We start from the raw sequence: 21,242 nt of genomic DNA on the forward strand, positions 1-21,242 counted from the left end.
ATGAAACGATGTGATGAACGACCGTACCCGCGGGTAGCGGTTTGAAATCAGGCCAGCCGACGCGCGGAAAGGCGCGACAGCAGCAGAAAATCCAGCGCCCAGATCAGCAGCAGCGAGGCGCCGACCAGGGGAAACAGCGCCCCGAGCACGATCATGATCGCCACGCCGACCTTCCAGCGCGGCAGGTCATGGCGCAACGGCGGCACGCCAAGGCTGCCGCTGGGGCGCCGACGCCACCACATGATCAGACCGCTGACCGAACTGAGCAGAATCAGCAGGCAGACGACGAACATGAACAACTGATGCGGCAAGCCATAGAGCTTGCCCATGTGCAGCATCACCCCGCTCTCCACGGTGCGGGCCGCCAGGCCGTAATCGCGCCAGCGTACATCGGCCAGGACGGCGGCACTGTACGGGTCGATATGCAGCGTGGCGTCGTGGCGTGGGTCGTCGGCGAACAGCGCGATGGTGTAAACGCCGGTGGGGGTGGCCGGAAAGGTGATGCTGTAACCCGGATGAACACCACGCTCGCTGGCGATATCGACCACCTGCTGCAGGCCGACGCTCGGGTTGGCCGTGGAGGCCGGCATGGCACCGCCATTGTGCGCCGCATGGGGATCGGACGCCGGCATCGGGGTATTTTCCAGCGCCCAGGGCACGGTCTGTTTATGACTCTGGTTGAGCTCACCGGCCTGCCGGTCCGAGGTCGGTACCTCGTCCCACATGGCCGCCGGGAAGTGGTCCCAGGCGCCGGCGAACTGCTTGCCCCAGAAGCCTGTCCAGGTCATCCCGGTGAGCAGCATGAACAGCAGCAACAAGGCGCCCCAGAAGCCGGTGACGGCATGCAGGTCGCGCCAGAACAGCCGACCACGGGCCGACAGCCGCGGCCACAGCACACCGGCCTTGTTGCTCCCTCGCGGCCACCAGAGATACAGGCCGGAGACCACCAGCACCACGCCCCAGCCGGCCGCCAGTTCGATCAAACGATCACCCGGCGTACCGATCAGCAGGTCGGCGTGTACCGCACGGGCCAGCGCCTGCAGATTGTCGTGGGCATCCTGAGTGCCGAGGATGGCGCCACTGTAAGGGTCGACGAAGACGTTGCGGGTGCGCTCGCCAACCCCGACGACGAACTGCGCGCTACGGTCGACATCCACCGGCGGCAGGTATTGGCTGACGCTGCCCTGGGGGTAGACCGCCTGCACCCGGCCAAGCATCTCGTCCGCTGTCAGTGACGGGCCGCTGGCCTGCACCTGCAGCAGGTCGGCGTACATCAACTGATCGAGCTGGGGCTTGAACAGGTAGATGATGCCGGTCACCGACAGCATGATCATGAAGGGAATGACCAACAGGCCGGCATAGAAATGCCAGCGCCAGGCCAGGTTGTAGAACGAGGGTGTCGCGTTTCTCATGGGGAGCCCGATCTTGTGCGTAAGCGAATTGCCCGCAACGCAAAGCGCGCGGCAGGCAAAGACAACCAAACGAAGTCAGGCGGTGAGCGGAGAAGCGCGAGGATTGGCCGATGGCCAGAGATAACGCACGGCCCCGCCGGGCTCGGCAGTGGGCCGAGGGTTGGTCGGGCGCTGACGTGGCAACAGCCCCAGCAAGCCGAAGAAGGCGGCCAGCGCCAGGGCGACGAAGGTGGAGCACAGCGGGCAACCGGAGCCCGTCGAGGGCATGGGCATGCCGGAATCGACGCCGCCCATGTCCATGCCAGCACTGCCACTGGCATCCAGGGCGCAGTAACCGCCGTCCATGCCGCTGAGCTGCAGACCGGTCATCTGCCCGTGGCCGATGGCACAGGCGAACGCGCTGAACAGGACGCTGAAATACAGCACCCAGGCAAGCAACGAGCGGTCAGAGCGGGACAGGTTCATGGGCGGCGATTTTAGGGCCTGTGGCGTGTCAGGTGCTGCGGTGGATTGCCGCACCCCATGGAGCCTGCGCCAGCAGTTCGGCGCAGCGCGCCTGGACGAAATCGCGCAACAGATGCACCGGCTTGCTCAGTTGCTCGCGGTGGGTGCAGAGCAGATTGAGGGGTGTCGGCTCACCCAGCAGATCCGGCAGCAAGACCGTGAGGCGCCCGGCGTGCACGTCGCCTGCCACGTCCAGCCAGGACTTGTACACCACGCCCGCCCCCGCCACGGCCCAGCGGCGCACCACATCGGCGTCATCGCTGAGCCGGTCGCCGGCGACCTGCAGGCTGTGCTCGGCGTCCCCCTCATGAAACCGCCAACGCTCGTAGGCGCGGCCGCCGAGCAGGTAGATCAGGCAGTTGTGCTCGCGCAGGTCGCTGATCTGCCGCAGCTCGCCATGGCGCTGCAGATAGGCCGGCGCGGCGCACAGCACCCGGCGATTGCCCGGCGCCACCGGCAAGGCCACCAGGCTCGAGTCGTCCGGTTCACCGTAGCGCAGGGCGATGTCCACGGGCTCGCGGAACAGGTCGGCGACCCGGTCGCCGAGCAGCAGCCGCAACTGCACCTGCGGATGCGCTTGCATGAAGGTCTCGAGCCACGGCAGCAAGGTATTGCGCCCGAAATCCGACGGCACCGAGAGTTGCAGCGGCCCGCTGATGGTGGATTTGCTCCCGGCCAACCGCTGCCGCCCGGCCTCCAGGCTCTGCAATGCCTGCCGGGCATGAACCAGAAAGGCTTCGCCCTCGGCCGTCAACCGCAGGCTGCGCGTAGAGCGCACGAACAGACGCGCCTGCAATTGCTGCTCCAGACGCTTGAGGCCGGCGCTGGCGACCGCCGGCGAGATAGCCAACAGACGCGCTGCCGCCGACAAGCTGCCCTCATCGGCGATGCGCACCAACAGTTGCAGGTCGTCAAAACGCAGCATGTGGCATCGATCTTCAAAAAAATATTGAAAGAGACTCTACCTTCATCTGGTTTTTCCTGGCAATGGATTGGCGCAAGCTCCACTCACTTCCTTCCCCTCAGGACACCACCATGAAAGCCGTCGCCTATCGTCACTCGTTGCCCATCGATGACCCGCAAGCCTTGCAGGACGTACAACTGGATGCGCCGACACCCGGCCCGCGGGATCTGCTCGTCGAGGTACGGGCCATCTCGGTGAACCCGGTGGACACCAAGATCCGTCGTAACGTGGCCCCCGAGCAAGGCCAGGCCAAGGTACTGGGCTGGGATGCCGCCGGCGTGGTCAAGGCGGTCGGCAGCGACGTCACCCTGTTCAGGGTCGGCGATGAGGTTTCCTACGCAGGCGCCATCAATCGCGCGGGTGCCAACAGCGAGTTGCATCGGGTCGACGAACGTATCGTCGGGCGTAAACCACGCAGCCTGCCCTTCGCCGAAGCCGCCGCCATGCCGCTCACGGCGATCACCGCCTGGGAGTTGCTGTTCGACCGCTTGCAGGTCGCCAGCGGCAGTGTCGACCAAGGCCAGAGCCTGCTGATCATCGGCGCGGCGGGTGGCGTCGGTTCGATACTGGTGCAACTGGCGCGGCAGCTCACCGGGCTCACCGTGATCGGCACCGCCTCGCGCCCGGAGACCCAGGCCTGGGTGCAGGAGCTGGGCGCTCACCATGTGATCGATCACAGCAAACCTCTGAACGAGGAGCTGGCGCGTATCGGCATTCCTCAGGTCACCCACGTGGCCAGCCTGACCCAGACCGACCAGCACTACGATGCACTGGTCGAAGCGTTGGCGCCCCAGGGCCGTCTGGCACTGATCGACGATCCGCTGCAACCGCTGGACGTGATGAAACTCAAGCGCAAGAGCATTTCCCTGCACTGGGAACTGATGTTCACCCGCTCGCTGTTCGAAACCGCCGACATGATCGAACAGCATCGCCTGCTCGAGCGCGTTGCCGATCTGGTCGACGCAGGGACCTTGAAAACCACGCTGGGCGAACACTACGGCACCATCAACGCCGACAACCTGCGCCGCGCCCATGCCCTGCTGGAAAGCGGCAAGGCAAAAGGCAAGATCGTGCTGGAAGGGTTCTGACGAACCCGTAGGGTGGGTCGGGCCGCGCAGGTTAGCGACGCAGGACAGAGCCTTGTCAGGCAAAGCCATCGCAGCGCGGCGCCTAACTCACCCGACGAGGATGTTGCGCTACTGAAATCGTGCGCAATGATCCTCGGCCGGTAGCGCTGCGGTGTACCACACGTAGTCCGCCTGTTTCGCCGTCACTGGCTTGCCCACCTCTGAGAGGATCAGCACCTGCTCGGTAGCGGGTGCGCCCAGGTCCTTGAGGTGCAGCGGCACGCCGAGATCACGGCGTACGTGGAAGGCGCCTGCGAACAGCATCGCCGGCGGCGGCGCGGCCAGCAAGCGCTCGGCCATGCGCCGGTCGCGTTGCTGCTGCACCGCCAGCATCGCCGGCAACTGGCTCACCGGCAGCTTGTCGCAGTGGGATTCGCGAATCTGCGCCAGCAGTTGCTCGCGGACCGCTGTGGCAGTCGAGGCATGGCCTGGGAGAACAGGCTGTTCACGGTAGATGGCCATGACCTCGGCGCGGTCGAGATTCGCCGCTCTCAGGCCATAGTCCTGCGCCAGCCCGTGGCGGACGACCGGCCCGTACAGCGTCCAGGGCCAGCCATTGCTCCAGTCCAGCGCCTTGGGCAGGTCATCGACCCGCTTGCCCTCTTTCATCTGCCGCGCCACCTCATCGGCCAGGTGCTGCTGGCCCGAGGCGAGCATTTCCAGCAACAGGCTGCCCTGCTCACGATGCGCTTGCAGTGCGCGCAACAACCACAACTGCAGTGCGTGATGATCCGGGTTGTCATGCTGCTCGCCGACCAGCACGCGAGGCGCCATGGCCAGCCGCGCCACCAGTTGCTCGGGCGTCAGCGGCTCACCACGGTGCAGATCGACGATCTGCCCCAGTTCGATATGCTCGCGTCCCTGTGGACTCTGCCACACCGGCAGTGGAGCCAGCGCAGGTTGGCTTTGACAGGCGGCGAGCACCAGAAAGGCCAACATCAGGTAGTTGCGCATGGGATGTCCTTCAGCGGGCAACGATCAGCGGATGCCCCCGCTCGGGATGCCGTTGCACCAGCACCTCGAGGCCGAACACGGCCTCCAGCGGCTCGGCGCGCAGCACCTCGGCGGGCAGGCCGATGGCATGGGTTCGCCCGTCGTTGAGTAACAGCAGGCGGTCGCAGTAGCGCGCTGCCAGATTCAGGTCATGGAGGATCACCAGCACCGCGACGCCCCGCTCGGCAAAACGGCGCACGGCCTGCAACGTGGTGTGCTGATGCAGCGGGTCGAGCATGGAGGTGGGTTCGTCGAGCAGCAACGTCTGCTCGGCACCGCCGGGCCACAGCTGGGCCAGAACCCGCGCCAGGTGCACGCGCTGACGCTCGCCACCGGACAACTGCAGATAGCTGCGCTCGACCAGGTGCTCGGCGTCGGCCGCCTGCAATGCCTCGCGGACGATCTGCGCATCACGTTCACGCCCGCTGTCATGGGGCATGCGCCCCATGATCACTACATCACGGACCGCAAAGCCGAAGCTCAGTGACGAGCTCTGCGGCAGCACCGCCAGGCGTCGTGCCCGTTCCACACCCTGCCAGGCGCTCAGTGGGCGGTCGCCTAGCGATACTTCCCCCGTCGCTCCCGTCAGTTCGCCGCACAGGGCACCAAGCAGCGTGCTCTTGCCAGCACCATTCGGGCCGAGCACACCCAGTACCTCACCGGGCTGCAACTGCAGGTCGATATCGGTCAGCACCTGTTTGTCGCCGCGCTTGATCGACAGCTTGCGTGCACTGAGCATCAGGTACGCCCCCGCAGCAGCAGATAAAGAAAGAACGGCGCACCGATCAATGCGGTGACGATGCCGATGGGCAGTTCGGCAGGCGACAGGATCAGCCGGGCGAACAGATCGGCCAGCAACAGCAAACTGGCACCGGCCAGCGCCGAAGCGGGCAGCAGAACGCGATGATCCGGGCCGACCAGCAGGCGCACCAGGTGTGGCACCACCAGGCCGATGAAACCGATCATTCCGGCCGCCGCCACCGCCGCGCCGACCCCCAACGCGGTGCAGAACACCAGCTCGCGCTTCAGCCGCTCGACCGCAACGCCCAGATGGCGGGCCTCCGATTCGCCGAGTAGCAAGGCATTCAGCGCCTGGGCGCGGCGCGGCAGCCACAGCGCCACGGCGAGGGTCACCAGCAGCAGGGGCCAGAGGCGCGCGTAGCTGGCGCCATTGAGGCTGCCGAGGTTCCAGAAGGTCAAGGTGCGCAAGGTGGCGTCGTCGGCCAGGTAGGTGAACAGGCCGATGCAGGCGAATGCCAGGGCATTGAGGGCAATCCCGGCGAGCAGCATGGTGGTCACGCTGGTCTGGCCGTTGCGGCGGCCCAGACGGTAGACCAACGCGGTCACCACCAGCCCGCCCAGAAACGCACAGAGCGACAACAGATAAGGCGCGAACAACTCGGGAATGCCGCCCAGCGCCGCACCACCGACGATGGCGACAGCCGCACCGAGCGCCGCACCACTGGACACGCCGATCAAGCCAGGGTCGGCCAACGGGTTGCGAAACAACCCTTGCATGGCCACACCACAGAGCGCCAGCACCGCACCGACCGCAAGGCCCAGTAACGTGCGCGGCATACGGATCTGGCCGAGAATCAGCTCGGCTTGCTGCAGGCCGTTACCTTCCAATGGCAACCCGCTCAGGCGTAGCGCGGCCCGCAAGGTATCACCCAACGGCAGGCTGACGGGCCCCAATGCCAGCGACAGCCACAACGCGAGCGCGAGCAGCAGGCCCAGTGCGATAAACAGCGAGCGAGGGCTGATCAGCGGCCTCATGGAGTCGCGGGATTGAGCGGCGTACGGCCAGGGTAGAAGGCCGCCGAAAGCTCGGCGAGGCCAGCGGGAATGCGCGGGCCGAGGCCACCGACCAGCAAGGTCGGGTCGACCGCCACCAGGCGCCCTTCCTTGCCGGCCTTGGTCGACGCCAGTGCCGGGTTCTGCTTGAGCAGCGCCTGCTTGGCCTCGTCACCGTTCAGGCGGCGATCGGCGAAGATCACCACCTCGGGATCCAGTGCCAGCAACGCCTCGGTGGAGAGCGCCTTGTAGCCATCGTGGGTGGTCAGGTTCTTGCCGCCGGCGTGTTCGATCACCCAGGCCGCAGCCGTGTCCTGCCCGCCTGCCATGGGGCTGCTGCCGGCATGGCCGAGCAGCAACAAAACGGTCGGTGCCTGGCTATCGGCCTGCGCCTTGGCGACCCAGTCGGCCTGTTCGTTCAAGCGCGCCTGGTAGGCGCTGAAAACGCTTTCGGCGTGCGCCTCGTCGCCCAGCAGTGCGCCGATACGTTGCAGATTGCCATGCAGGGCCTGCAGATCGGCTTCAGCCGACAGGGTTTCCACCTTCACACCGGCCGCTGCCAGTTGGGCCAGCACCGGCGGCGGGCCCATCTCATCGGTGCCGAGCAGCACCTCGGGGCGCAGTGCGAGGATGCCCTCGGCAGCCAGCTGGCGCTGATAGCCCACACTCGGCAATTTCTTCAGGAAGGCCGGGTGCAGGCTGGTGGTGTCGACACCGACCAGCTTGCCTTCACCACCCAACTCGACGACCCACTCGCTGAGCGAGCCACCGGCGCTGACCCAGCGCTGCGGCAGGTTTTCGGCACTCGCCACCAGCGGCGACAGCAGGCTGGCGAACAGGGCGAATACGGCGATAGGGCGGGTCATGGATCAGGCTCCAGAAAAACACGATTCGTATCCCAGCCACTGCAAAACGTCAGTGGCCAGGGCTGGCAGTGTAGCCGCAGACAGGGCGGCTGCCTCTGCTTTCAGGGTTGCAGGGCCGGGGTTTGCTCCGCCAGGCGGCGCCAGTCCTCGCGCTCGGGCACGCCTGGCTTGCGTGCGCCGAACAGTTGCAGGATCAGTTCGCCCTGGGCATCGAAGGCTTCCCAACTGGTGATCACACCGTCGCTGCTCGGCTTGCGCACCCGCCACAGCTCATGCACGTCGTTGGCCTTGAGGTGCAGGTTGAACTGCGGGTCCAGCACGTTGAACCAGGTATCCATCCAGCGCAGGTTGTGCACCGGGCCGGTGTGGATCTGGATGCAGTAGCGGTTGCCGACGAACACCATGATCGGTACCTCGGCCGTCGCCGCACGCTCGAACAATCCCGGCAAGGCTTCGGGCGCCAGCCTTTCGGCCCATTCCCGGCCTGCCAGGCGCAGTGCCTGGGTGCGGGTGGCTCCGTGGGTCTTCAACAGGGCGAAGAAATGATGAGTGTCCTTGAGCGTCGACCAGGCGAAGCGCAGGGCATCCACATCGATCTGTTGGTCCGCACGCTGCGCCGCCGGCTCGGGGTGAGGTTTCAGTCCCAGCCCGGCACTCTGCTGCGCCTCACGGAAACGCTCGACCAGCGGCGCCCATGCGGCCAGCTCGCTCTGCTCGGTGAGGTACACCTTGTGCACCGCCACGCCCTGGTAATCGAACACCTGCAGGCTGCGCATCACCCCACGTGCACCTTGCTCCTCGACGGCGAACACGCTGGCCCAGCCACCAAGAAACAGGCGCAGGTCGATATCCGCGGATACCACCAGGCCCATCTGACCATTACCGGTCACCGTCACGTCGCGATAGACGCCCTTGCGTTCGTGCACGCAGGACGCGTTGCGGGTCAGCGCCATGACCTCGCCGAGCTCACCGAGCGCCGGCAACAGGGTCGCCCACTCCGGGCGCAGGCGTAGCGCATCGACACCCAGTCGACTGGCCGTCAGTTCGGCTTCGCTGACGCCCAACTGCGCCGCCGCGTCGCGGGCCCGCAGGTGCGGCTGCCCGGCACGCAGAGCTTGCCAGGCGGCGTACAGAGCATCGCCAGCTACCGGTAGATCGTTCATCAAGTCGACTCCTTGCAAATCCCGCTGGCCAGGTGCGGGAGACCGCAGGCCGGAAAGGGTAAACGGCTGGTTCCAGGAACGAAACCGCACAAATATTAAATCATCTTAATTGTCACAGCGTCTCGTTTACAAACGAGAATCAGTCACATTAAATAGACCGATTGCCTGTCCGCTGTCCGACATGATCGAGGAGAATCCCATGTCGTCTATCCCGCCCTTCCCCCTTCGCTCATGCCTGGCCCTGTTGCTGCTCAGCCCCACGCTGGTCACTGCACAGACGCTGCAGCTCGGCCAGACCACGGTCAGTGCCACCCGCACCGAGCAGAGTATCGATCGCGTCCCCAGTACCGTCACGGTTCTCGAGCAGAATCAACTGGACAAGCATAACGTCAACACCATCAAGGACCTGGTGCGCAACGAGCCTGGCGTCTCCGTCGGCGGGACGGGCCACTCGTCGGGTATCAGCGGCTACAACATCCGCGGTATCGACGGCAACCGCATCCTGACCCAGATCGACGGTGTGGAAATCCCCGATGCCTACGCCTTCGGCCCGTATGCCAATACGCGCCGCAACTATGTCGACCCGAGCATCATCAAGCGTGTGGAGATCCTTCGCGGCCCCGCGTCCGCCCTTTATGGCAGCAGCGCCATCGGCGGTGCCGTCAGTTACTTCACCCTCGACCCGTCGGACATCATCAAGGACGGCAAGGCCTATGGCGCTCGCCTGAAAGCGGGCTACAGCTCGGCCGACGACAGCTGGCTGACTTCCACCACGCTGGCGGGCCGCGAGGGCGACGTCGATGCCCTGCTGCACTACAGCAAACGCAGCGGCCATGAGACCGAAACGCAAGGCGACGTCGGCGGCCTCGGTATCGCTCGCAGCAAGGCCAACCCGGAAGACAACGACAGTTACACCGTGCTGGCGAAAGTCGGTTACCGCTATGGCGAAGACAACAGCCTGAAACTCGGCTACGAGCATTTCCACTCCACGCTCGACGGCGATATCCGCAGCGCTCCGACCGCCATTTTCGGTTTTCCCACGTCGGCTTACCTTGGCCGTAACGTCAAGGACGTAGTGGAACGCGAACGCTTCAGCGTCGATAACCGCTTGGCACTCGACACCCCCATGGCCGACAGCTGGTCGGCCCGCCTGAGCTACCAGAATGCCGGCACCGATCAGCGCACCTACCAGCCCAACAGCAACTCCAGCCGCTATCGCAAGACGACCTACCAGGAGCGTACCTGGGGCCTGGACAACCAGTTCGACAAAGCCTTTGCGGCGGCCGGCATGGATCATCTGCTGAGCTATGGCCTGAGCTACAAGCACAGCGAGGTTTCCGGACTGCGCACCGGCAGCAATACCACCCTGCGAGCCAGCGACTTTCCCGATCCTACGGTCGAAAGCTGGGGCCTGTTCGCTCAGGACCAGATTCGCTACGGCAACTGGACGTTTCTGCCGGGCGTTCGCTACGACCATGAAACATTGGACCCGAAACGCACCGCGGCCTACCTGTCGACAGTCAACGCGGATGAAGTGGACTTGAGCGAAAAGACCTGGCACCGGGTCTCACCGAAACTGGGCGTGACCTACGACTTCAACGAACGCTACAGCGTCTACGGCCAATACGCCGAAGGCTTCCGCACGCCGACAGCCAAGGCACTCTACGGCAACTTCACCAACGAAAGCGCCGGTTATCAGGTACTCGGCAACGCCGACCTCGACCCGGAAACCAGTAAGGGCGTGGAACTCGGCCTGCGTGGCGACTTCGATCAGTCCAGCTTCAGCCTGGCGGTGTTCTATAACCGCTACCGCGACTTCATCGAAGAGGATGCTCTGGGCAATGGCGGGACTTTCGCGCAGTTCCAGTCGAGCAACATCGACAAGGCCACCATCAAGGGGGCCGAGGCCAAGGGGCGCCTCGAGCTGGCTGCACTCGGCCTGCCGAAGGGCCTCTACACCCAGGGTTCGGTCGCCTATGCCCGGGGCCGCAACGAAGACAGTGGTCGCCCACTCAACAGCGTCAATCCGCTGACCGGGGTCTTCGGCATCGGCTACGACCAGGCAGACGGAGAGTACGGCGCGTTGCTGAACTGGACGCTGGTCAAGCGCAAGACGCGGGTTGACGACGACAGCTACAACGCTGTCGACGGCAGCACCCAGTTCCGCACGCCGGGCTTCGGCGTACTCGACCTCAGCGGCTACTACAAGGTGACCCGCGACATCACGGTCAACGCCGGTCTCTACAACCTCGCCGACAAGCAATACTGGCTGTGGGACGACGTGCGCGGCTATGACAGCACCGGCGAAGCGGGCTTCCTGGCACCGGCCAATATCGACCGCCTGTCCCAGCCCGGCCGCAACGCCTCCATCAACGTGGTCTGGGATATCTGAGTTTCCTGTCGCGCAAGGACGCGCGCCCCTCTTCCATCGCCAGGCCGATGCGGGATAATCCTCGCTCAGGTCTGGAGACGTCGATGATTCGCCTATGCGCCCCGCATGAGCTTCCAGAAGCGCAAAGCCGGGGCTTTTCCATTGCAGGGACACAACTGTTCGCCGTTCGCAAGGAGGGTGACGTGTTCGTGTACCGCAACCGCTGCCCACACCGTGGCGTGCCGCTGGAGTGGCAGCCCGACCGGTTTCTCGACCCCAGCGCCAGCCTGATCCAGTGTGCCCGGCATGGTGCGCTGTTCCTGATCGAATCCGGCGAATGCGTGGCCGGGCCTTGCGAGGGGGAGACGTTACGGGCAATCGACAGCCGCGAGGATGGCGACGGGATCTGGGTCGATCTGTAGGGCTGCACTAATGAAGCGTTGAATATAACGCTCCCGAATCGGTGCAATGCCGCGATCCATTTCTGAAGTTTCCCGTGAGGTAAATTGATTTCGCCAATGCCGAATATGCAAGGATAACAAATCCGTAAAGAGCTGTTCGTATCCGAGATAGATCACGTGCTGCTTTGGAAGAGACTGGTAGCGTTGATTGAGTTGCACGATCCCAAAGGGGTGAATGGCTGCCTAGCCTATTCACTAATGTCCATGCTCATCGAGTATATAGGAGAAGGAAACCCAAAATAGAGCCGATAACCGCCACATATTAAGCTTCAAATACCAGAACCCCAGACTGGGTTTTAAACAACAGAAGCCCGGGTAACTTGAGGGATCTTAGAGCAACCATTTTTTGAATCAGGGAACATTCTAATCAAAATAAAAATTGAGATTTCTCTCCGAATCCTTGAATGCGACCTCTAAGTTAATCGCTAAATTCCATCAGCGCATACGCCCGGATCTTGTTGCTAGCAATGCAGCAACAACAATTAAACCACCACCAGCAAAACCTATCGTTTGAGGTATGACTCCAAAGAGCATTGCATCAAGAAGCATAGCCCATATGAGTGCGGTATACTCATAGGGCCCCAGCAATGAAACAGGAGCGCGCGCAATAGCCTCTGTTGCTAGGATATGCCCAATCCCTCCAAAAATGCCTGCCCCAAGTAGGAACAACCATGTGCTAGGTGTCGGAGAAGTCCAGCCAAAGGGAATCGTCAACAATGCTATCGCAGCTCCAATAAGCCCAAAGTAGAACGCAATAGCAGATGACGACTCCGTGATAGTCATCGACTTTATAAAAACCCTTAGAAAGGACATTGAAGCAACGAAGCCAAGACCACCGCCGACACCATAAATAAAGTCCTGATTCCAGTCCGGCGCTGTAAGATCTTGCCCCAGAAGAACTAAAACACCTGAGAACCCCAACAAAACGCAGAATATAATACGCGACGTCATAGTTTCACGCAGCATATAAGCTGCCAAAGGTAGACTGACAAGCGGAACCAAAAAACTTATAGCCGTCGCATTCGCCAAAGAAAGGTATTTGAAGGAAACAAAAGAGCATGCCATAGCAATAAAACCAAGCATACCGCGCAAAAGATGTGATTTAGGATGGCGCGTTACCAGACCGCGTGGAAAATTGTTTTTAGCGATTAGAAATATCAATATAGGCAACAGTGATATAAATGATCGCCAAAATACAATTTGACCAACTTCAACTTGCTCCGATGCAGCTTTTACACAAGCGGACATAGCCGTCATGAAGCCTGCAGCTGCAACGCGGAGCACGATACCGCCTAAGTGATTCGGATTTTGGCCCCGATTATGATGCGTACCCATCAATAGCTGGATGCCTTCTCATCATCAAGTCTATGCACTTCGGTACCTTTTAATGGGGGATTGAAAACACTAACCAAAATTAGATCTGCACCATCTCCGGCACGCAAAATGTGCTCATCATTATTGTCCAAAACATAAACATCGCCCGGATATATATGGTAAACCTTTCCCCCCATATCCTCGACCTGGCCTGCACCTGAAACGCAATAGCATGCCTCAAGATGGTTTCTATACTGTAGTCTCGCTTCCCGGCCGGCTAAAACTACAGTATGGCAAACAGTAAAGCCTACTCCATCCGACTCTCGCACCATGCGATGACTGGTCCCGGCTCCCCACTCCACGAAAAACTCAGAATTTGAAACATCATCTAAACGACGAACAAACATGCAGCCTCCATTTATGAAAAATTTCAAATTTCTACTTAAGCATTTCTATGATGGACAAACACCCTGAGCTTTAAGCAGTTCTTGCCCGACAGGTAACATCATACGATCCCACCGAACATCCATATGTTTTGACATGACTTTTAGATCACGCCATAAGAGCTGAAACCGACCAGTGCTAAAAACACCACGTGTACCAAGCTCATCAGCAAGGCGATCCATTGCCTTGTTGCAAAGTTTTACAACATAAGCTTTGTCTTGACGTATTGCGTTCCATTTATTCTCAAAGAACGCCCTGTCTTCCTCGGCCGAAACAAACGAGGTCAGTAAAGCACTACAATTAGCTACAAGCATCTCTGCTATACGCAACTCTACAGCGCTTTCGGCAACAGCTAGCTCCAAAAGTGGCTTTGCCCCCGCCCTATCATCGCCTATGCGCGCGTAAGAAGGAATCAGCACATCAAGGGCTGCTGCCATCCCCCCTTTTGCCGTACCAAGTAATGGCCCCAAGATCACACTCGATAGATACGGAATATAGGAGCGACCGAAGTACGGTGCATCTGTATTACTCACTGCACCAGGGGGATTCAGATTGAAGCAAGCGTCCTGATTTATGACGCGGTAGCTAGGAATTACTGCGTCACTCACTAAGACTGACTTCGATCCAGTTGCCCGAAGCCCAAACACGTTCCAGTCATCTATGATCGACACTTGCGAGGTCGGCAGGACTACAAGGTGAGGCACACTTCCAAACACTTCATGGCGAACATACAAAACGACCCATTTCGCGAAGTCAATCCCAGAGGAGATAGACCACTTTCCAGACACAACAAAACTGCTCTCACACTTGAATACAGTCGACTGCTGCTGCAAGGAAGCGGTTGCGAAAAGCTGTTGAGTACCATCCCTAAAAACTTCAGTTTGGCATTCTTCGCTCATACGCGCGATTATTGCTGCATGGCTTCCCACAAGTCCTACCAACCAAGCCGTGGCGGGGCATGAGGCTGCAATTGTCGTTGTAAGTTGAACAAACTCATTCCAAGGCAGCGAGTGACCACCAAATCTCTTCGGTGCGCATAGCCCGAAGAGTTTAGCGTCCCGTAACTCTAAAAACGTTTCCAAAGGAAGTTGCGAATTCTCATCTGCCTGAAGAGAACGAGCCTGCCACTTTGGGCTAAGCTCCGCGATCACTTCGTAAAAACTAGCTATCGCATTCTGCTGTTCACTTTGCACGCCACCCTTCATGCAGAAATCCACTCCCCTACTCGTCGATCTAGCACGAAACCCTCAGAAAGCCTTATTGGGCCCAACAGTTCAACAAATTTGCGGAGTCTCCCAGCATCTCGACAAGCAGCGAGCTCGAAAAAATTACCTCCATTCCACATCACGTATACATTCCTAAGTGCAATAAACGCCTCATGGATTAGCGAGTTAATCGGCACTAGACCATGGTGCATACTTTGCAGCATCTGCTGCTGCTTCCACAATATCTCTTCTTGAGTAAAATATTTTGCCTTATGCAACTCATCTTTCCGCGCTTCATCTTTATCAAAGCGTTCCGGCTCTGAACGAAGCGTCTTGCCAAGCAATAATAAGATACCGTCCTGCTTCAGGACTTTTTGAGCTATCTCAATCTGCCTCTTCCGGTCAGGGCCGTAAAACTGAAATGCAGCGGTTTCATAAATCACATCGAACCCATTGTGATCCGGTGTATTCAGTAAGGTATCCACTGCTGTGAAAAACGGAGCTTGATCAAAGGTCGCTGCTGAACTCGTGTTGAGCTCATGAAAATATGGTGCATTACCAGGGTTTGGTGAGCATGTGTGAGAAGCAAAAGCGTGTCCACTGATTTCCGATAGTGCTCGTGCTTGAGTTCCATCAAATGCATCAAGAGCGAAGAAATTGTGGCCAGAGCGCCCGCCCAATATCACCTCAGACCGCCGCAAGCGCTCTAGAGCTGCGTTTACTCTACACATTTCCTCAAGGACGCAAGGTAGACTGGCAAGGAAATGCTGGAAAAGAGGCCCCGATCTTTCGACTATTAAATCATGCGACTGACGCCATAAAGGATCAGTTTCGGAGGAGCGAAAGTTAGAGCATACACGTCGCGAAGGTGTCTGAGTGCGACCAGTTGCAAGTCCGTCAAAATGCTCAGCCAACTTGAACATTGATGAAGTTCGAAACTCGCTTTGGAAGTCCTTCATCGAGTGATCTCCGTCTCTATGTGTCCGACGGGCGCCTGGATCTTACCGGAAATCGACCGGGGCAAAGTATCCACAAGCAGAACCTTTGCCGGAACCATATGTGGATGTAGATGGCGAACGCAATGAGCTATTACCGACTGTGGTAAAGAAGCATGGTCGGCCCCATGGCGTAGGACAATGTACGCGATAGGTATGTTTCCCTCCTCCGTGCTTGGAAGGGGAACAACACGACATTCTAAAACGTCTGGCAAACTTCCTATAACAGCCTCAACCTCTCGGGGATTGACCATCCATGTATTGCGAGGGAAGTGGTCGTCTAGCCGGGATACATGATAGAAAAACCCGTCATCGTCTTTGCGAAACAAATCTCCGGTTAAAAGGACACGATGATGACCCAGCACATCATGCAAAATAGCCTTCTGATTGGCTGCATCATCCGCCCAATACCCCTGCATGACTTGTTCACTTACCACTGCCAGCTCACCGACTTCCTTATCAGCAACCTGCACTAATTGGTCACGATCACGGCGTACAAGGTACGCGGTTACTCCAGGTATAGGCTTACCGACCGATGTGGGTCGCTGATCAACCTCCTCGGGGGCCAGATACAATATTCGCTTACACTCGGTCATTCCATACATCGAGTAAAGTTTAACGTCGGGTAATTTTTCCCGCAGATTACGAATATGGGCAGGTTGCAATGCCTGCCCAGTGGACGATACAAATCTTAGTGATTTCAAATCGAAAGAAGCGGAATCCACTGGCTGAGCCAAGCAGCAAAGCTGCCCCGGTAGAGCTTGAAGCCCGGTAACTCTCCAATCAGCGATTGCTTGCAGAATGCATTTCGGATCTGCCGGCGACGCCCCCCCAATTACATTAGTACCGCCAAACAATAGAGAAAAGATACTATTATGAAAACCGAGATCGACCCCTATAGCCGTGTAATGAAGAATAACGTCATTCGGCGTATACTGCATATATGAGCATACCGATTCGTAAGCAGCGTTCATATTCCGGTCGCTCACGCAGACGCCTTTAGGCTCGCCGGTACTACCAGATGTGAAAAAAATACAGGCGACGTTTTTCTTGGCGTCTGCTGCATTCTTACCCGAACCATAAAACGTGAATATATCAGGTAAATTAAGCTGACAAACGCCGTGCAGTGCATCCTGATCCGCTATAGGGACATCTGATACTAGCAACTCCGCATTGACGCGTAGATATCGGCGCTTCAGGTTCTCAGGTGTATAGGAATGGTGTATAAAAACCATCGTACACCCTAGGCGCAGTCCCGCCAGAGCAGCAGCCACGCTCAATGCACTACTTCGCGCATACACGGCTATCGTTTTTCCGGCCCAACAGCTCTCTACGAATGAACTCAAAAATGACCGATATAAACCGTAGACATCTCTAAACCTGTATACCCTCTCACCATCCACTATGGCGGTTTTATTAGGGTATAGACCTGCCGACCTCTCGAAACGAGAAGCATATAGCGCACTCATAAGAACCTCCCACCCCATATGGTTAGATAGTTGCAAAATAAGACGCAAACCAACGTCGCGCCTTATGTATACGACTAACTATCGCTACGTGGTCGGGGCCTTCAATGTCGCAATTCGCAATGTAATCCACAGCCGATCGCGGTGACTGTACGACGTCCCCGGTCGAAACGTTGCGTTGATAGGCCCAGACGCCTTCGATTTCGCAGCTATCTGGGATGCACGCCACTTTGCCATCGCGCCCAGCCATCGTAGCCCATCCGGTGAAAATCTCGGGCCTGCTTGGAATGGCTTCAGTACGCTGTGGCAAACTGGCTTCTGCGCGTATCCATGCTTCGGCAATATCAAACCGAAATGCACGGGCAAGGCCATGTTTGATCCTAACTCCACCAGTACGACTTGCGATCTCGCACAATTCAATATTACCCGATGGCGTTACGAAAACCTCGCAATGTATATTGCAATTCGTAGGAACAGGTAAAGCGGCAATAACGGAACCAACAAACGTGATGATACTCTTGCAGAACTTATCATCTGGCCCTAGCATCGCACTTGAGACAGTTTGACCAAACTCATCTTGAAATTCCAAAGAACCTGTAATGTATTGGGAGGGCCACAGCAGACGTTGTTCGCCGTTTAGAATAAGACCATCAACATGGTACATTTCCCCCTCAATAAACTCCTCAGCCATATAGTCTGGGCTTAGAGCAAGAGGGTTTCTCAATAGCTTTTCAATTTCTTCACGCTGCCGATATGGATCATCGATGCAGATTACTCCAAGAGATGTAGAGCCGGAGCGAGGCTTTAAAATGAGCCGCTTGCCCCCCACTGCAGAATAAAAACGCTCGACATCGGACCAGTCTGAAATTGAACCAAATCGATAACCAATTAGGCCAGCCGCTGAGACTAGCCTCTTCATTTCTAGCTTATCTCTAAAAGCACATGCGCTTAACAATGACTGGCCAGCAATACCGCGCGACTCTCGCGCCTCCGCCACCCGTATCAAGTCGAACTCATAGTGTGCGATTAGCTTAGTGATTTCCCCTCGACTACCAACTTCGTCCAGGGCCGAATGGAAACTTGCAGTGTCATCATAGCGATCCAAGAATATAATACCGGAGTAGAACTCAGCATTGGGAACACTCGCTACACTACAATGCTCGTACCTATTCATCTCCTTAGAGATTACGAGATATACATTTTCCTTGCAGTCATCCAACCAGCTATCGTACTCACATACGAAACTCTTGGCACGATGAAAAATCACTATCGACAAATCGCTTCTCCATGCATATTGCGCGTGATCCTGCTTTCTATGCGATCCAGGAAACTTAGGATATTGAGCTGCACCCTAAGGTTTCGAAAACTGGCATCGCCTTCAAAGCATCCTTACAGACGACTTACAGCATAGCCAAGGCGCAAGTACTGTCAATGCCGGCTTTATGAATTCTCAAGGCACAGCCGGCCTGCCCTGCCAGCAATGGCATTCAGTCAAGTGTTATTAGGCGTATCGAGGACAAACTTCCACTGAGATGGCTTGGAACGATGAGTGATGGCCAACCTGTAATCACGCGCACGCCCTGTGGCGCGTAACACTTTGATTTTTCTGGCTTAAGTCAAAAAGCACCACTGTGTTTCCGCAGCGCTCATAAAGGTCTCCAATGACAAGCTGCGTACCATAAACACCGCTTAGAAATCGCGAATAGCCGAAGTAGGCGACGCTTATATGTGGCGCGGCCAGAAATGGGCCTTTATAGCAACTGATAGAGGTCAGCCAGAGCATTCTCAACATATTGCATACTAAGGTGGCTACTTATTGATGGCGAATCGCTTATAAAGCCCTACTACACGTGACTTCCTAGCAAATTACCGAGTGGCCTTTTAGATGCCATGCGACTCCTCAAGAGACCACATCTAGATTCATCGCGAAGGAGTTTCACTTTGAGCTTCTAGCGGTTTTCTGGCCTGCCTGACTGTATAGTGTTAGTCCTTACCCATATTAGAGACACCATGCACGGAGTTTATTTCAGACTGAATATCCATACTCAACGACCTAACAGCAGGTTTCTGCCTCGAATGATTAGGAAAACCGCTGGGTATTCGTAATCTGGCGTCTATGCCCAGAGCGTGGACCGAGAATGTCTGTTGTGCCGAGAGCAGATAGTCCACTGACGGATCAAGCACAGCGACATCCGTAAGGAATCCTCAGGTCAATCGCACCTCGATACGCCGCAACACTTCGACCCCCTGCGGAGATATATCCACCCCATAGGCCAATACCTCGACGCCCGCCGGCACCGCCTCGCGCAGCGCAGCGGCATAGGCTGGGTCGATTTCCTCGGCCGGGCGTACCGCCTCGATACCCGACAGGTTCACGCAATACAGCTGGACGGCACGAATGCCAGTACGCGCCAGGGCGGCCAGCTCGCGCAGGTGCTTGGTGCCGCGCTCGGTACGTGCATCCGGGAAGGCCGCCACGGCGCTGTCGGCGAAGCCCAGCGTCACGCTCTTCACCTCGACGAAAGCCACACCGTTGGCGTATTCGAGGCAGAAGTCCACCCGGCTACGCTCCACGCCATAAGGCACTTCGCGACGCAGTGCAGTAAAACCTGCCAGCTCGGAGATCACCCCGGCGCGCAGCGCTTCCTCCACCAGCCCATTGGCGCGCCCGGTGTTGATGCAGGCCAGGCGGCCCTGGGGCGTTTCACCGATCTCCCAGGTACCCGGTAGCTTGCGCTTGGGGTCACTGGAGCGGCTGAACCAGACCCGGCAGCCCTCGCTCATGCAGTTGAGCATCGAACCAGTGTTCGGGCAGTGGATGGTCAGCAGTTCGCCGCTGGCGGTTTCGATGTCGGCGAGAAATCGCTTGTAGCGACGCAGCAGGCGGCCTTCTTCGAGCGGCGGATCAAATCGCATTGGCGCTCCACGTCTTCAGGCCGCGGGCAATACGCTCGACCGCCTGCTGCAGGCGCGACAGGCTTTGCGTGTAGGCGAAACGCACGTGGTGTCCTGCCTGATACCGACCGAAATCCAGCCCTGGGGTGAAAGCCACCTGTTCGGTTTCCAGGAAGTGCTGACAGAAGCCATAGGCATCGCCACCGAAGACACCGATATCGGCATACAGATAAAAGGCGCCCTGAGGTTCCACGGCAATGCCGAAGCCCAGCTCGCGCAGCGCTGGCAGCAGGAAGTCACGGCGCTCGGCAAAAGCGGCACGGCGCTCTTCGAGAATCGCCAGGGTCTGCGGCTGGAAACAGGTCAGGACGGCATGCTGGGCCATGCTCGGCACGCTGATATAGAGGTTCTGCGCCAGTTTCTCCAAGTCTGCGACCGCTTCTTCGGGCGCCACCAGCCAGTCCAGCCGCCAGTCGGTCATGCCGAAATACTTGGAGAAACTGTTGAGCACGAAGGCCTCATCGTCCAACTCCAGGACGCTGCTGGCGTCCACGCCATAGGCCAATCTCATCCACCACCATATGGCCCCCGCGGGCTTTGAGCGCCTGGGACAGCCGCCAGCTCCGCAGCACTCAGCAGCGTCCCGGTGGGGTTGGCGGGCGAGGCCAGCAGGCTCGCCGCCAGCAACAGCGCACCGGAACCGCCCGGCGTGATGAGGATGCGCTGCGGGTCTATGCTCAGCCGGTAGCGTTGCGCATAGAAGGCAGCGATCGCCTCACGCAGGGCAGGCAGCCCGCGAGCGGCGGTATAGCGGGTATGGCCTGCCGCCAGTGCAGCCTGACCGGCGGCGACGATGGGCGCGGCCGTGGTGAAATCCGGCTCGCCGATTTCCAGGTGGATGACATCATGACCCTCGGCCTGCAACTGATTGGCCCGCGCCAGCAGCGCCATCACGTGGAAGGGTTCGATCGCGCGACTGCGTGCGCTATAAGGCTGGGCCATGGATAAATGCCTTGGGAAAGCGGTTAGAGGTGGAATTCTATCAGGACGGTCCTGTCATACCGTGCCGACACACCACCGAAACACATGTTTACACTGCGACTGCAGCCTGCGCCTGGCGGATGAATGGAGAGCCGGTGACCGGCCGCGAGGCCCGTGCGAAGCCAGCGGTAACCCTCCGTCGGATCAACCCCCATCGCCGCGACATCCGGGAGTGGCGCGGCTTGAGTCGATCTGGTAAGTTCGCCGGCTTGCAGTCGCAGGGCCGT

General features: G+C 58.8%; 18 protein-coding genes and 1 pseudogene. 3 read left to right on the top strand and 16 right to left on the bottom strand.

The features are described 5' to 3' along the window. Positions 1 to 47 precede the first annotated feature (47 nt). From BLR94_RS09015 to BLR94_RS09025, 3 genes are all read right to left on the bottom strand, one after another. Entirely contained in the window at positions 48 to 1,412 is a 1,365-nt protein-coding gene (locus BLR94_RS09015; protein WP_084304417.1) for a PepSY-associated TM helix domain-containing protein, read from the bottom strand. A gap of 75 nt (positions 1,413 to 1,487) precedes the next feature. Continuing rightward, the gene (locus BLR94_RS09020; protein ID WP_042554845.1) at positions 1,488 to 1,877 is read right to left on the bottom strand and encodes a DUF2946 domain-containing protein; all 390 of its coding nucleotides are present in this window, start codon (positions 1,875 to 1,877) and stop codon (positions 1,488 to 1,490) included. A gap of 28 nt (positions 1,878 to 1,905) precedes the next feature. Next, the gene (locus tag BLR94_RS09025; protein ID WP_084304418.1) at positions 1,906 to 2,841 is read right to left on the bottom strand and encodes a LysR family transcriptional regulator; all 936 of its coding nucleotides are present in this window, start codon (positions 2,839 to 2,841) and stop codon (positions 1,906 to 1,908) included. Positions 2,842 to 2,951: 110 nt separating this feature from the next. On the opposite strand from BLR94_RS09025, the gene BLR94_RS09030 reads away from it, so the two are divergent. Continuing rightward, positions 2,952 to 3,968: a zinc-binding alcohol dehydrogenase family protein gene (locus tag BLR94_RS09030; protein WP_084304419.1), complete on the top strand. Its 1,017-nt coding sequence runs from the start codon at positions 2,952 to 2,954 to the stop codon at positions 3,966 to 3,968. 108 nt (positions 3,969 to 4,076) lie between these two features. On the opposite strand, the gene BLR94_RS09035 is transcribed toward BLR94_RS09030, so the two are convergent. From BLR94_RS09035 to BLR94_RS09055, 5 genes are all read right to left on the bottom strand, one after another. Then, positions 4,077 to 4,961 carry a ChaN family lipoprotein gene (locus BLR94_RS09035; protein ID WP_084304420.1) on the bottom strand — a complete coding sequence of 295 codons (885 nt, stop codon included), beginning with the start codon at positions 4,959 to 4,961 and terminating at the stop codon, positions 4,077 to 4,079. Positions 4,962 to 4,971: 10 nt separating this feature from the next. Then, positions 4,972 to 5,739, bottom strand: a complete 768-nt coding sequence (locus BLR94_RS09040; RefSeq protein WP_084304421.1) for a heme ABC transporter ATP-binding protein — start codon at positions 5,737 to 5,739, stop codon at positions 4,972 to 4,974. Further along, complete coding sequence (locus BLR94_RS09045) at positions 5,739 to 6,776, bottom strand: FecCD family ABC transporter permease (RefSeq protein ID WP_084304422.1); 1,038 nt, start codon at positions 6,774 to 6,776, stop codon at positions 5,739 to 5,741. Before BLR94_RS09045 ends, BLR94_RS09040 begins: the two co-directional genes overlap by 1 nt. Beyond that, entirely contained in the window at positions 6,773 to 7,660 is an 888-nt protein-coding gene (locus BLR94_RS09050; protein ID WP_084304423.1) for a heme/hemin ABC transporter substrate-binding protein, read from the bottom strand. The genes BLR94_RS09045 and BLR94_RS09050 overlap by 4 nt, the downstream gene beginning before the upstream one ends. 101 nt (positions 7,661 to 7,761) lie before the next feature. Beyond that, positions 7,762 to 8,823: a hemin-degrading factor gene (locus BLR94_RS09055; protein WP_084304424.1), complete on the bottom strand. Its 1,062-nt coding sequence runs from the start codon at positions 8,821 to 8,823 to the stop codon at positions 7,762 to 7,764. A 199-nt stretch (positions 8,824 to 9,022) separates the two neighbouring features. Between BLR94_RS09055 and BLR94_RS09060 the strand changes: the two genes are divergently transcribed. Together BLR94_RS09060 and BLR94_RS09065 are read left to right on the top strand one after the other, a co-directional pair. Then, positions 9,023 to 11,215, top strand: coding sequence for a TonB-dependent hemoglobin/transferrin/lactoferrin family receptor (locus BLR94_RS09060; protein ID WP_084304425.1), 2,193 nt, complete (start codon positions 9,023 to 9,025; stop codon positions 11,213 to 11,215). Positions 11,216 to 11,298: 83 nt separating this feature from the next. Next, positions 11,299 to 11,616, top strand: coding sequence for a Rieske (2Fe-2S) protein (locus BLR94_RS09065; protein WP_084304426.1), 318 nt, complete (start codon positions 11,299 to 11,301; stop codon positions 11,614 to 11,616). 474 nt (positions 11,617 to 12,090) lie between these two features. Here BLR94_RS09065 and BLR94_RS09070 read toward each other — a convergent pair whose 3' ends face one another. From BLR94_RS09070 to BLR94_RS09105, 8 genes and pseudogenes are all read right to left on the bottom strand, one after another. Then, the gene (locus tag BLR94_RS09070) at positions 12,091 to 12,990 is read right to left on the bottom strand and encodes a DMT family transporter (RefSeq protein WP_084304427.1); all 900 of its coding nucleotides are present in this window, start codon (positions 12,988 to 12,990) and stop codon (positions 12,091 to 12,093) included. Then, on the bottom strand, positions 12,990 to 13,376 hold the full coding sequence (locus BLR94_RS09075; protein ID WP_084304428.1) for an ectoine synthase: 387 nt from the start codon (positions 13,374 to 13,376) through the stop codon (positions 12,990 to 12,992). The genes BLR94_RS09070 and BLR94_RS09075 overlap by 1 nt, the downstream gene beginning before the upstream one ends. A 45-nt stretch (positions 13,377 to 13,421) precedes the next feature. Further along, positions 13,422 to 14,618: an acyl-CoA dehydrogenase family protein gene (locus tag BLR94_RS09080; RefSeq protein ID WP_084304429.1), complete on the bottom strand. Its 1,197-nt coding sequence runs from the start codon at positions 14,616 to 14,618 to the stop codon at positions 13,422 to 13,424. Next, positions 14,615 to 15,577 carry a class I SAM-dependent methyltransferase gene (locus BLR94_RS27110; RefSeq protein WP_139207426.1) on the bottom strand — a complete coding sequence of 321 codons (963 nt, stop codon included), beginning with the start codon at positions 15,575 to 15,577 and terminating at the stop codon, positions 14,615 to 14,617. The genes BLR94_RS09080 and BLR94_RS27110 overlap by 4 nt, the downstream gene beginning before the upstream one ends. Continuing rightward, a complete protein-coding gene (locus BLR94_RS09090; protein WP_167359729.1) occupies positions 15,574 to 17,082 on the bottom strand; it encodes a class I adenylate-forming enzyme family protein in 1,509 nt (502 codons plus the stop codon). The genes BLR94_RS27110 and BLR94_RS09090 overlap by 4 nt, the downstream gene beginning before the upstream one ends. A 22-nt stretch (positions 17,083 to 17,104) precedes the next feature. Then, on the bottom strand, positions 17,105 to 18,346 hold the full coding sequence (locus BLR94_RS09095; RefSeq protein WP_244158124.1) for an ATP-grasp domain-containing protein: 1,242 nt from the start codon (positions 18,344 to 18,346) through the stop codon (positions 17,105 to 17,107). A gap of 938 nt (positions 18,347 to 19,284) precedes the next feature. Next, positions 19,285 to 19,995 (bottom strand): DNA/RNA nuclease SfsA, encoded by a 711-nt coding sequence (gene sfsA, locus BLR94_RS09100; protein ID WP_084304433.1) that lies wholly within the window; start codon positions 19,993 to 19,995, stop codon positions 19,285 to 19,287. Continuing rightward, positions 19,985 to 20,976 (bottom strand): annotated as a pseudogene (locus tag BLR94_RS09105) (aminotransferase class I/II-fold pyridoxal phosphate-dependent enzyme). The gene sfsA and the pseudogene BLR94_RS09105 overlap by 11 nt, the downstream one beginning before the upstream one ends. Positions 20,977 to 21,242 lie beyond the last annotated feature (266 nt).

It is taken from the genome of Phytopseudomonas flavescens (genome assembly GCF_900100535.1).
In the GTDB taxonomy this organism is placed as follows: Bacteria; Pseudomonadota; Gammaproteobacteria; order Pseudomonadales; family Pseudomonadaceae; genus Aquipseudomonas; species Aquipseudomonas flavescens.